General features: G+C 58.5%; 9 protein-coding genes, 1 tRNA gene and 1 pseudogene. 2 read left to right on the forward strand and 9 right to left on the reverse strand.

What is annotated here, in order from left to right; genetic code table 11:
- Positions 1 to 20: 20 nt before the first annotated feature.
- Positions 21 to 968 carry a 1-phosphofructokinase family hexose kinase gene (locus tag CHB75_RS19420; RefSeq protein WP_089273570.1) on the reverse strand — a complete coding sequence of 316 codons (948 nt, stop codon included), beginning with the start codon at positions 966 to 968 and terminating at the stop codon, positions 21 to 23.
- A 233-nt stretch (positions 969 to 1201) separates the two neighbouring features.
- Between CHB75_RS19420 and CHB75_RS19425 the strand changes: the two genes are divergently transcribed.
- Both CHB75_RS19425 and CHB75_RS19430 read left to right on the forward strand, forming a co-directional pair.
- Positions 1202 to 1867 (forward strand): phosphoribosyltransferase, encoded by a 666-nt coding sequence (locus CHB75_RS19425; RefSeq protein ID WP_217898811.1) that lies wholly within the window; start codon positions 1202 to 1204, stop codon positions 1865 to 1867.
- Between the two features lie 30 nt (positions 1868 to 1897).
- Positions 1898 to 2848 carry a ribose-phosphate diphosphokinase gene (locus tag CHB75_RS19430; protein ID WP_089273574.1) on the forward strand — a complete coding sequence of 317 codons (951 nt, stop codon included), beginning with the start codon at positions 1898 to 1900 and terminating at the stop codon, positions 2846 to 2848.
- A gap of 8 nt (positions 2849 to 2856) precedes the next feature.
- Here CHB75_RS19430 and CHB75_RS19435 read toward each other — a convergent pair whose 3' ends face one another.
- The 8 genes and pseudogenes from CHB75_RS19435 to CHB75_RS19470 form a co-directional block, all read right to left on the reverse strand.
- Entirely contained in the window at positions 2857 to 3915 is a 1059-nt protein-coding gene (locus CHB75_RS19435) for a hypothetical protein (protein ID WP_141135156.1), read from the reverse strand.
- Positions 3869 to 5122, reverse strand: a complete 1254-nt coding sequence (locus CHB75_RS19440; protein ID WP_089273578.1) for an ABC transporter permease — start codon at positions 5120 to 5122, stop codon at positions 3869 to 3871. The genes CHB75_RS19435 and CHB75_RS19440 overlap by 47 nt, the downstream gene beginning before the upstream one ends.
- Positions 5119 to 6249, reverse strand: a complete 1131-nt coding sequence (locus CHB75_RS19445) for an ABC transporter permease (RefSeq protein WP_089273580.1) — start codon at positions 6247 to 6249, stop codon at positions 5119 to 5121. Before CHB75_RS19445 ends, CHB75_RS19440 begins: the two co-directional genes overlap by 4 nt.
- Entirely contained in the window at positions 6246 to 7757 is a 1512-nt protein-coding gene (locus CHB75_RS19450; RefSeq protein ID WP_089273582.1) for an ABC transporter ATP-binding protein, read from the reverse strand. The genes CHB75_RS19445 and CHB75_RS19450 overlap by 4 nt, the downstream gene beginning before the upstream one ends.
- Positions 7758 to 7781: 24 nt before the next feature.
- On the reverse strand, positions 7782 to 8810 hold the full coding sequence (locus CHB75_RS19455; protein WP_089273583.1) for a BMP family lipoprotein: 1029 nt from the start codon (positions 8808 to 8810) through the stop codon (positions 7782 to 7784).
- A 156-nt stretch (positions 8811 to 8966) separates the two neighbouring features.
- A pseudogene (locus CHB75_RS19460) lies at positions 8967 to 9170 on the reverse strand (helix-turn-helix domain-containing protein); the annotation flags it as partial.
- Positions 9171 to 9436: 266 nt separating this feature from the next.
- Positions 9437 to 11785, reverse strand: coding sequence for a transporter substrate-binding domain-containing protein (locus tag CHB75_RS19465; RefSeq protein ID WP_089273585.1), 2349 nt, complete (start codon positions 11783 to 11785; stop codon positions 9437 to 9439).
- A gap of 249 nt (positions 11786 to 12034) precedes the next feature.
- Positions 12035 to 12111, reverse strand: a tRNA-Met gene (locus CHB75_RS19470).
- Positions 12112 to 12129 lie beyond the last annotated feature (18 nt).

The following is a 12129-nucleotide window of genomic DNA, read 5'->3' on the forward strand; positions in this document are numbered from 1 at the left end:
CGCTGTTGGGTTCCATCCGTTCAAATTATGGTCGTGACACAGGCCGACAGCAGGCGTTGAACATCTTCGAGGCCGCAAAGCGCAGTCCCTTCGGTTGACACAGTCGCGCTGGCGGCCGCTACACCCCACTGCAATGTTCTGGCCAGCGGTTCCCCGCGTGACATGCTGAGTGTCATGGCGCCGACAAACGCATCGCCCGCCCCGATCTTGCTGCGGACCGGCACCTTTGGTGCATGGCAGAAAATATGCTGATCCTTTGTAACCATGATTGACCCGTCCGCGCCGCGCCCGGTGACGACAATTTGGGCCACGCCACGGTCTACCAAAGAGGCAGCAAAATCCACGCTGGATTGCACGGTCTCCAGCGGAACGCCTGCGGCAGTGGCCGCTTCTTTCTGATCAATGCGCAAAACGTGCAGTGGCTGTGTGGGATGCGCCATCAGGTGGGCAAGCGGCTGGCCGGAAGTGTCTACAATCAGCCGATCCGTTTTATGAGCGATACGAGACTGGATTTCGTGCGGAAAATCAACTGAAAGCCCGGGCGCAACACTGCCGCTCAGGACAACAAGCGTGTCTTTGTTCACGGCCGAAGCGATGCCGTCGAGTATCTTTCCGGCGTCGTCCGCGCCAAGCGGTTCGGCAAGCAGACTGAATCTGTATTGTTCGTTGGTGCTCTGATCCGTGACGGCGAGACTTTGCCGTGTTTGCGATGCGACACGGATGGGGAGTGTCTCGACCCCCTCGGCGTTCAGAAGGTCCATCAACTGTTCCCCTGTCGCACCACCGATCACCAGCAATGCGCGGCTGTGTCCACCCAGTTGCCTTATGGCCCGTGCAACATTGACGCCGCCGCCTCCGGGATCCATCCGTGGCGGTACACAGCGCATTTTTGGCCCCGCTGTGACCCGATCGACGGACGTCGCCAGATCAATTGAAGGGGCCAGAGTGATGGTAAGAATTTCTGTCATGGGCAGGGCTCTTCCTGTCTGTTTGTCCGAAGTATGGGTCACCCCGGACCGTCTGCCAATTGAGCGAAATCAACCGGAACACAGGGCGGCGTAATATTGTGACAAAAGGGAGGTCGCCGAATGCGGGCGAGCGATCAGGCATTGGGGATGGGGTCAGGCATGGCCCCTGAAAAGGAACGACGCTGTCCTGCGGTACGAAGCTGGCGAACCGGATCAGGCGAAGGAGCTGGATGATGAACACGCTGCATCTGTTCAAGGATCGCCGCGAGGCCGGGCGCCAGTTGGCCGCCGCCCTTCCACCGGTCCAGCCCGAGGAGACTGTGGTGGTTGCCTTGCCGCGCGGCGGTGTCCCTGTTGCAGAAGAAATCTGTCGGGCCCTGCATGTGCCGCTTGATCTGGTGTTTGTGCGCAAGATCGGCGCCCCGGGTCAGCCCGAGGTCGCGGTTGGTGCCGTCACGGACGGGGCGTTCCCCCAGGTGACCGTGAATGAACGCGTCGCGCGTGCCTTTGGGATGACCCATGCGGATGTCGAAGCGCGGGCGCAGGCCCTGATGCCCGAAATTGCCAGGCGCAGGCAGCTTTATCTGCAAGGCATCAAGTTACCCGACCTGAAAGGCAAGACACTGATCGTGGTGGATGACGGGGTGGCCACCGGCGCGACGGCCCGGGCAGGTCTGCGGGCTTTGCGCGAAAGCGGCGCTAGCCGGATCATTCTGGCGCTCCCGGTCGCGGCACCCGATGCGCTGCGTGAACTTGCCGAACTTGCCGATCAGACGGTGTGCCTTAACCAGCCACACGCGTTCATGGCGGTTGGTGCCGCCTATCAGAACTTTTCGCAAACCTCGGATGACGACGTCGTCGAGGCACTCAGGCGATGCAATGAATGGTCTCCTGCCTGATCCGGGCAGACAAGAAGTTGGAATGGCGCAATGCAAGTATTCGCACTGAACGAAAGCCTCCATCTGGGTCAGGGGATCGCAGCGTCGATCGGGATCGACCTGAGCGAATTGGAGCATCGCGACTTTTCCGACGGTGAATCCAAAATCCGGCCAATGGTGAGTGTCCGGGGGCAGGACGTCTATGTCGTGCAAAGCCTGTTTGCCGAGCCTGATCTTGGTGTGCATGACAAGCTGGGTCGGCTGCTTTTTCTCATCGCCACGATGCGTGACCATGGTGCCGCGCGTGTCACGGCGGTTGTGCCGTATCTGGCTTATGCCCGCAAAGACCGGCGCACCAAACCACGTGATCCGTTAACGACGCGCTATGTCGCGCAACTGTTCGAGGCCGTCAGGTGCGACTGTATCGTGACACTGGAGGTGCATAATACCGCGGCGTTCGAGAACGCGTTTCGCTGTCAGACCGTCCATTTGGAGCTTGGGGATGTCTTTCGGGAAAAGATGTCGTGGCAGGATGACAGCCAACGGCTTGTTGTCGTGTCGCCCGACCCCGGTGGTGTGAAGCGGGCGCAACTGTTCCGCGAAGCGCTGGAACAGCGGCTCGGCCAGCCCGTCGGGTTCGGCTTTATGGACAAGCGGCGCAGCGCCGGTTTGATGACGCATGGCGAGATGACAGGTGATTTTGCGGGCGCCTCGGTGCTGATCGTGGATGATATGATCGCGTCCGGCGGCACGATGTTAACGGCCGCCGGTGAATGCAGGCAGCGCGGGGCGGCAAAGGTGTACGCAATGGCGGCCCATGGTCTGTTCACGGGCGATACGACAGCTCTGTTTTCAGGCGACCTGATAGAACGCGTTTTTGTGACCGACAGCATTGCCCCTTACCGCTTGCCGTTGGGTGACAAGACCGCCCGGTTTGAGATTGCAACCACAGCGCAGGTTTTTGCGGACACCGTCAAGCGCCTGAGTATTGGACAGCGCTGACAAAGCAATCAGAGCAACGCCCGCTCGGCCACCTCCAGATACCGAAGCCCCAGCGGCATCCACTTCTTGGGCTTTCTTGGTTTCGGGACCAAAAGATGCGCCAGACACAGGCGTGCGCGCAACAGCGCGTGAATGACTTCGTAGAACCGAAGCAATTCTGGGTCTGGCCAATTTTGAAGCCCGGTTTCCAAGGCTTTGATCAGGTACGGTTTAATCCATTCTGCGCCCAAAAGATCGCATTCCAGACCCAGAAACATGATCTCGCTGAACGGATCAACCAGCCGAAGATTGCGGTTGAATTCAAGGCAATCAAACACGACTGGCGGATCGCTCAGGCATATATGCTCAGGGCGCAGATCGCCGTGACACTCCCGAATCCACCCAGCCTCGGCACGTGTGACGAGTTGTGAAAAAAACCGGTCAAACATGGTTTCATAGGCCGTGAATACGACATTGAAACGAGCATGGAGCGCCGCAAACTGCGGATGAAGCAGGGTGGCGCGGTTCATCTCTTGCTGGTCTTGCAAGATTGTCGTGAGCTCCTCTGCTCTTAGGTTAGTCGCGGGGGCATCACGGTAGAAGGCGACCAGTTCGGTCGTCAGCCTGTCCATGACTGGCAGCATAACCGCTGGCTCGGTTTCATGCTTTGCCATCAAGACATCCAGCATCCGGCTCGCAGGCAGGCGCTTCATCTTGACCAGCCAGTCGCGGGTGTGTCCTGGCCCGCCAAGACACAGCCCGCCATCGGCGTTTTCAGCCACGCGGATGGCGCCAAGATAGATTTGCGGAGCCAGCCGCCGATTCAGGTCAATCTCGGTCAGGGTGTTGTCATGGCGTGCGCGCAAGCTCGTTAGATCCTGCAAATCGTCCCGAACCTGTTTCTTGAGTTTGAAGACAAATTGCGCAGTGATGTATATCCAGGATTTGCTTGTCTCGGTTATCGTAACACTCTGCGCCGAAGGGTATTCTTGCTCCAGCAGTCGCAGGATCTGGGATGGCGTATCTGGCGCCTTCTGCGCGCTATTCCTTGACATACGGTTTGCCGTCAGCGGCCGGTGGGCGCGCACGCCCGACGAGCCCCGCCACCACGATGATTGTCGCAACATAAGGTGCCATTGCCAAAAATTCGGATGGGATTGGGGTTTGCAGCAAAGCCAGCTTTTGCTGCAGGGAATCGGCAAAGCCAAACACCAAGGCAGCGGCCAGCGCGCCCACCGGGTGCCAGCGTCCAAAGATCATCGCGGCCAGTCCAATATATCCACGTCCGCCGGTCATCCCTTCGTCAAAGCGTCCGACGGAGCCCAGCGTGAACCACGCGCCGCCAAATCCCGCGACCATCCCTGCCAGTGTCACGTTGATATAGCGCGTTCTGTAGACGTTGATGCCAAGTGTGTCGGCGGCCCGGGGGTGTTCACCAACCGCCCGCGCCCGCAGGCCCATTCGCGTGTGAAACAGGTAGTAGGTCGCCACGCCGACCATGATGAGCGCGCCGTAGACAAATATGTTCTGCTGAAAGAACATCGGGCCCAGGATCGGAATGTCACCAAGTAGCGGGACCTTGACTGCGCGAAACACCGGGGCATTATTGAGGTAGCGATATTCCTGAAACACTTGGGAGCTTACGTAGGAGGTCAGCCCAAGCACCAGCAGGTTGATCACGACGCCGGCGATGATCTGGTCCATCCGATAGGTGACGACCAGCGCAGCAAGTATGAAACCGAACAGCCCGCCTATGGCGACGGCAGCGGCCAATCCACCCATTCCACCCAAGAGCGATCCGACCAATGCACCGGTAAAAGCCCCGGCCAACAGCATCCCCTCGATTGCAATGTTCACGACGGCGACCCGTTCGGAAAGAACACCTGCCAGCCCCCCCAAGGCAATCGGCACGGCCCGGACCATTGTGGCCTGCAGCATCCCCGTCAGCGAAAAGGCCTTGCCTGTTGTGGCCCAGACCAGAAACGCTGCAACCGCGACCGCCAGCCCAATCCCCATCGACAGCGACGTCCATCGCGTCCCGCCACGCAGAAACTGCCGTGCGCCCAGAAAGGCAAGAACTGCCGCGGCGGCGTAGATGAATGGCACGGCGGGGACCACAAGATTAGGCAGGACAAGGGCATCCGTGGGGCGCGACAAACGGAACGTGGCAATGCCGGTTCCATCAGGGGCGAAGACCACAGCCGTCAGAATGGCAAGCCCGATCAGGATGCCACCTGTGATACGGGCATGCCGTGTCTTGCCCGGTTCGATTCGGGGCGCGGGGACGGCTGTCATTGGCCGCCCTCCGTTTGCCGTGATCCTTTGCGAAATCCCCAGGGAAAGACCGCGCGCACCAGAAGCGGTGCTGCAATGAAGACAATAATCAGCGCTTGAATGATACCGATCAGGTCAATCGAGACGCCCGCATCGACCTGCATCTGTCGGCCGCCCGCTTCCAAAGCACCGAACAACAGGCCCGCAAACAGAACCCCGATCGGGTGAGACCGACCCAGCAATGCGACCGCGATGGCGTCAAACCCGATACCAGCAGAAAACCCCGGCGTGGCACGTCCGAGAACGCCCAGAACCTGATTTGCCCCCGCGAGCCCCGCCAATGCGCCTGCCGAAGCCATGGCAAGGACAATAATCAACCCCGAGCGCATTCCAGCGTAGCGGGCCGCTTGCGGGTTTTCCCCGCTGGCACGAAATTCGAACCCCAGCTTCGAGCGGAACAGGAGCCAATAGACGACAGCAACCGCGACAAGCACCAGAAAAATACCGGCGTGGACCCGTAAATTCGGATCGATGAACGCCAGTAGTCTTGGGAGTTCGGCCGCGTCCGGTACGGATTTCGAAATTGGATCTGCGCGGCCTTCTTTCTGGATAAAGGGCAGACGCAGCATGTAATCCAGAAGGCGATAGGCAATCAGGTTCAGCATGATGGTCGAGATGACCTCATGCGCGCCCGTTGCCACCCGCAGCCACCCGGCTATAGAGGCATAGAGCGCCCCGACCAGTGCCCCTGCCAAAAGCGACATGGGCATCAGGATTGCGGCGGGCAGGTCGGTAAATGTGAACCCTGTGATCACTGCGGCCATTCCACCCATCAGCACCTGCCCCTCGGCCCCGATGTTGAACAATCCAGCGCGAAACCCGAGCGCGAGCCCCAAACCCGCAAGGATCAGTGGAGCCGCCGCTGTCAGCGTCTCCGAAATCGCGCTGAGGGACCCGACAGAGCCTTTCAAAAGCGCAACATACGACAGGCCGATCGTGGCCAGATCGACATTGGTGGCAAGCATCGTCAATGCGCCGAGGATCAACGCGGCCACAATCGCAAAAAGCGGTACGATGATCAGGTCCTCGATCTCGGACCGACCAATCATTTTTGCCTTCATCAGATCATTCATCGAAGTATCGGTCATGCGGCTGCCCCCGCCATCGCCAGACCGATGGCACTTTTGTCGACCGGGCCGGCATTGGCATCATATTCCGCGACGATCCGGCCTTTGAACATGACAAGAATACGATCCGACAGAGCCATGATCTCATCCAGTTCGGATGAAACGATCAACACGCCGTCGCCTTCGTCACGGGCCGCGATCAGGCGCTTGTGAATGTATTCGATCGACCCGACATCAAGGCCGCGGGTCGGCTGTCCGGCGATCAGAAGTTTTGTTTCACGCGACAATTCGCGAGCGACGACCAGCTTTTGTTGATTGCCGCCGGACAGGTGTCCAGCGGCCTGAAAGACCGAAGGCGTGCGAATGTCGAAATCACGCACAAACCCTGCCGACACTTTGTTCACCTGTGCCCAATCCACCCGAGGGCCCCGCGAAAACCGGGCGTCGTAGTAGGTGTCGAGGACCATGTTTTCAGCGACGGTAAAATTCTTGATCAGCCCGACCGTCTGGCGATCTTCGGGGATATGGGCGATGCCCAGCCGGTGCCGTTCGCGGACCGAGGTGCGGGTGATATCCTGCCCGTCGAACATGACCTGCCCTTCGGTGGCACGGCGCAGACCAGTCAGGACCTCGATCAGGGCAGATTGGCCATTGCCCTGAACGCCCGCTATACCGACAATTTCGCCGCTTCGCACCGTCAGGTTCAGATGATCGATCGCAATCTCGTCAGTGTCACGCAGAACCGTGAGATCGCGCGTTTCCAGCAGCGTCCCACCTGGGGCAAAAGGTTTCTTGACGACATCAAAGCTGACCGGTCGGCCTACCATCATCTCGGCAAGCTGCGGCCTTGTAAGGTCTTTTGGCAGCCCCTCGCCAACAATCCGACCGTTCCGGATAACACTGATCCGATCTGCGATTTCCAGTATTTCATTCAGTTTGTGCGTGATGAAAACGAGGGCCTTTCCCGCGTCCCGCAACGCTTTGATAATCTGGAAAAAATCATCGACCTCTTGGGGCGTCAGAACGGCGGTGGGTTCGTCAAGGATCAGAACATCGGCAGAGCGAAACAGCACCTTGATAATCTCGACCCGCTGCTGAACGCCGACCGGCAAGTTCTCGACCAGTGCATCGGGGTCCACGTGCAGGCCGTATTGATCGTTGATCGCATGAACCTGCGCACGCGCGGTTGCGAGATCTAAATGGTCGAACCGGCCAGTGCGTTCGACGCCGAGCACGACATTTTCGGTCACGGTGAAGACAGGCACCAACATGAAATGTTGATGCACCATGCCGATCCCCGCACGGATCGCGTCGCCCGGCCCGTCGAATGTTGCCGGAACCCCATCGATCAGGATTTCACCGTCCGTCGGACTGTACAGCCCACACAGCACATTCATCAGCGTGGATTTTCCGGCGCCGTTTTCACCCAGCAGCCCCAGCACCTCGCCGCTGCGGATACTCAGGTTGACGTCTTCATTTGCCGTCACCGGGCCGAACCGTTTCGTAATGCCGCGAAGTTCGATGTCCATGGCGCGCCCTCCGAACCCTTCGCGTCAGGGCCTGACCTTGATGGTCCCTGCAATGATGCCCTCGCGGATGGTGTCCAGCTCGGCTTTCATCTCTTGCGGCACAGCACTGTCCAGGTCGTGGAACGAGGCCAGATCGACGCCACCGTTTTCGAGCGAGCCGACCAGAACGCCGCCGTTGAACGTATCATTCATCGCGGTCTCGATCACCTGTCGCACGGTCGCATCCATGCGTTTGGTGATGGAGGTCAGGTAGACATGGCTCTTTTGCGGGTCCGTGAAATATAGATCGGCATCGACGCCGATGATCTTGAGTTTGTCCGTACCCAACTCGTCCGCCAGTGCGGCAGACCCAAGCCCGACAGGCCCGGCGACGGGCAGAACGATATCAGCCCCCTCGTCGTAGAGATTTTGTGCAAAGGCCCGTCCGTCATCAAGGGACTCGAAGTTGTTGGTGAACAGGCCCTCACGACTGTCGATATCCCAACCCAGGACGGAAACACTGGCGCCTTTCTGAGCGTTATAATGGTCAACACCCCGGACGAACCCGTCCATGAAGATCGTGACGGGCGGAATGTTGATTCCACCAAAGACGCCCAGAATTTTCGTTTCGCTCACGCCAGCCGCAAGATATCCGGCAAGAAAGGCAGCCTCATCCGTGGAATAGACTTGCCCTAGAACGTTCGGGATTGCGGGTTCGTAGGCAAAATCGACGATCGAGAACCGCTGGTCCGGATTGGCTCTGGCGGCTTTTTGCGTTGCGTCCCCCAAGAGGAAACCAACCGTAATGATGATATCGCAATCGCCCTCGATCAGAGAGTTGATGTTCGCTTCATAATCCGTCTCGGCCTGCGATTCCAGAAAACGGCCGTCGATGGCGAAATCCGCCATTGCGTCTTCGACGCCTTTCCATGCCGTCTGGTTAAAGCTGTTGTCGTCAATGCCACCGGTGTCAGTCACCTGGCACGCGGTAAAAGCGTGCGCGGGACCAATCATAGCCAGCAAAAATGCCGTCGCGCTGCCCAGGTTGCGCAAGGTGTATGTGAACGTCGTCATTTGCTTCCTCCCTATGGTCGGTAGTGTGCGCGGTTCTTGGTTGGACTTGTGTTGCGAGCACATCTGGCGATCCGATTTTTCAGCCAACGCTACCGACAAGGCGGTCAGGCTTTTTGACCAAGATCAATTGCCCGCGTAATCCGGGAGGAACGCGGGCACCCGGTTTGCCAGATTGGGCTTGCGCCGGGTGCGCTCAAAAAGGGCCTCGACACCGCCATCCACGACCGCCGATCCGTAGCGATAAAAAGTGCCGCGGGACATGCCCATCACTTGGCAAGCTTTGGATACGTTACCCAACTCTTCCGCCAGGTTCAGCAATCCAGTTTTGTGTTTGATGATCTTGTCGGTAGTATTCAACATCATGGTTTCCTTGGTTGGTGGTTCGGTTTGCACCTCCATCAAAACGGACAACCATCATCTCATTCAAGAGATGCGCCGCCCCGGTTCCGTTCCTTGGGAAGGGGGCGGTTTCAGATCACATCGAGCCTAATTCACCTGACTGAGGCAGCTGCGTGTTCATAGCGTGTCGGTGCCACAGGCTGCTCCGTTGGATGACTTTCTCATAGCTCTGCAGCCCCTGATCCCGCCCCTGAACAAATTCAGGGGGATGACTTGTTCAGGGCGAACTAAGTTGCGTCTTGGCCATTTTGGTACATTTGATCAGATTCAGATGCTATTGGCCATTCCACGGTGAAACGGCATCCTTGTCCAAGTTCAGAGGCCAGGGTTATGCGACCACCGGCGAGGGCGACGGTTTTGCGAACAATTGCCAGACCCATGCCGCTGCCCTCAACCTCGTCGCGGCGTTTGAGGGTCTGGAACATCCCAAAGACGCGCTCGTGGTATTTCGGATCGATACCGGGGCCGTCATCTTCGACGATGAAGAAGTGGGTCTTTCCCACATCTTTTACGAATATGCGAATGGTGCCGTCGTGGCTTTCGGAATGCTTGACAGCGTTTTGTACAAGGTTCAGCAATACCGTCAGCAGCGGCATCGCTTCTACAACCACGTTATCGAGGCTTGGATCTAGCTCCACCGCGAAGCTTTCCGGGACCCCCGCAAGTTCGATAACTTCATCGACGAGCTGACGCCCTGATACCCGGCGCCCGCTCGGTTGGTTGCGACCGATCTTGGCGTGCGTGAACAAATCGTTCAGCAGCAAGGACATACGGCTGACCCGGCTGCGCAATATCCGAAATGACTCGCGGGTATCCTCGGTCAAGACTGCTTCAAGGTCTTCTTCTATCCATTGCGAGGTCTTTTGGATCGCGTTGAGCGGGGCCTTGAGGTCATGTGAAGCTACGCGAGCGAAAGCGTCCAGCTCGCTGTTAGTGCGCGCAAGATCCGCGTTGGCCGCTTCGAGTTTTGCGACCAGCGCTTTCGCCTCCTTGGCATGCGCTAATTGGACTTCCATAAGACGGTCTTTGTGAGCTGCATCGCGCTGATGGAGGAGCCTGGCACGGCGTTCCAAGACAGCATAGGTACTCAGTAAAAGCAGCATGGCAACCATGACTGCTCCAATTTGCGCAAGGCGCGAGCTGGTGAGCAGCGGCTTGGCCTCGAACCAGTCAAGTTGAAGCTCGCGATAGTCATCTGATGCCAGATAGCCGGGGATCACGGCGTTCAGCCGTTCGCGCACCTCGCCAAGCCCAAACCGGAGTGCCGGCGCGCGTTGGGCGGTAAAGAGAGGTGGCACAACTTCCACGACCGACTTCTCAAGACCACTGTCCTTTGCATAAGCGCGCAGAGCATTGGCGACGTTGACTGCAACGCGTATCTCGCCGCGTGCCAATGCCTTGAGCAGGTCTGCAATGTGCGGAAAGACAACGACATCGATTTCACCAGTGGCCTCCAGGCGGCCACGCGCAAGGTTCACGCTCGACACGCCCACCCGCTCTCCGGCGAGGTCATCGAGCGTCAGGGGGCGAAAATCGTCATCCGCGCGAACGAAGGCAGCGAAGTCCGATCCTGAGGTGGGCAAGGCGAAATCCATTCGTCTTGCGCGCGCTGGTGTGACGCCAACCTGGGGGAGTATGTCATAGGTCCCGGGGTGCGGGCCTGCGACAAACTCCTCGGAGGTAATTGCTTCAAAACGCAGACTGAGGTTTGCGCGTTCTCCAAGTTCGCGCATGGTTTCCACTGCGAAACCAGTCAGGACACCATTATCGTCGACGACTTGGTAAGGTGGAAAATGATTGACGCCGACGGTGAGTACATCGGGCGGCGCTATGGGCGGCACCAGCCCCCATTGCTGGCGAAGGAAACTCAGTTCGCCTGAAGCTTCGAGCCGTCCGACGGCTGCATTGATAGCGGGCATCAGATCCGCGCGGGAAACATGCAGCGCGACGGCGCGGTCAAACGTCTGCAGGGGAGCGTTGAACGGTGCAACGCGGTGGTCGATCCGTTTTATCCGAAGGTTGTGGAAAAACGGTTCACCGATGACCACAAGCCCATCGGTGAGACCAACGAGAAGCGCATGGAGGCCGTCTGGTCCGCTCTCGTAGGGTACGATCTGATGCCGCGCCAGTTTATCGCGGGCCTCAAACTTCATGCGGCGGTTTTCGACCACGCCGATACGCTTGGGAGGCCCTGTTTCGAGGTCAAATGTGGCCCGATCTTCAGCTCGAACGAAAAGGTAGTGGCCAGATTGCGCAACAGGGTCGGAGTAGATGTTTGTTGCGTTGAGCGGCAGCAGCCGCGTCACGCCAGCGAGCATCTGAACCTCGCCCTTTGCCTGAGCATCTATGGCTTCCCACATGGATCCGTAACGCACAAATTCCACGTCAAGCCCTGCGTCTGTAGCGATGCGGTCTGCCAAATCCCCAAAGAAGCCGCTGGGTTTTTCGGTTCCAAGGTCCTCGTAGAGCCCAGGTGCGGACGACCAGCCCACCGCAATGCTTTCCGCCTGCGCAGCAAAACTGGTGATCGTGGCACAGAGACCAAGAACGAACGATCGGACAGTTGTCAGATGCATGTGTTTCGCTCTTTCTGGCTTCTGAAAAGACCAGACGATAAAGCCCAAGTAACTGAAAAAAGGTTAAATCGCGGGGGTGATTTGCACGGGCTTTGGTATTCGCGAGCTACTGCCACGCCAAAAGCATCGCACAGGATGGAGTTACTTACACCGCTTGGGCGCTCCACGGCGGTTTTCTGAGTGATGTCGGAGGCTTGAACGCCAAAGGCCTCCCGAAGGAGGCCTATTTGGAATGTAGTAAGATTTCGGTGGTTGCGGGAGTAGGATTTGAACCTACGACCTTCAGGTTATGAGCCTGACGAGCTACCGGGCTGCTCCATCCCGCGACGCTTTTGGCATAGGCG

This window comes from Puniceibacterium sediminis, assembly GCF_900188035.1.
GTDB lineage: Bacteria > Pseudomonadota > Alphaproteobacteria > Rhodobacterales > Rhodobacteraceae > Puniceibacterium > Puniceibacterium sediminis.

Coding starts and splice junctions, on each gene's coding strand:
- CHB75_RS19430 (WP_089273574.1), top strand. CDS start 1,898: ATGCAAGTATTCGCACTGAACGAAAGCCTCCATCTGGGTCAGGGGATC.
- CHB75_RS19465 (WP_089273585.1), bottom strand. CDS start 11,785: ATGCATCTGACAACTGTCCGATCGTTCGTTCTTGGTCTCTGTGCCACG.
- CHB75_RS19440 (WP_089273578.1), bottom strand. CDS start 5,122: ATGACAGCCGTCCCCGCGCCCCGAATCGAACCGGGCAAGACACGGCAT.
- CHB75_RS19455 (WP_089273583.1), bottom strand. CDS start 8,810: ATGACGACGTTCACATACACCTTGCGCAACCTGGGCAGCGCGACGGCA.
- CHB75_RS19425 (WP_217898811.1), top strand. CDS start 1,202: ATGAACACGCTGCATCTGTTCAAGGATCGCCGCGAGGCCGGGCGCCAG.
- CHB75_RS19445 (WP_089273580.1), bottom strand. CDS start 6,249: ATGACCGATACTTCGATGAATGATCTGATGAAGGCAAAAATGATTGGT.
- CHB75_RS19450 (WP_089273582.1), bottom strand. CDS start 7,757: ATGGACATCGAACTTCGCGGCATTACGAAACGGTTCGGCCCGGTGACG.
- CHB75_RS19420 (WP_089273570.1), bottom strand. CDS start 968: ATGACAGAAATTCTTACCATCACTCTGGCCCCTTCAATTGATCTGGCG.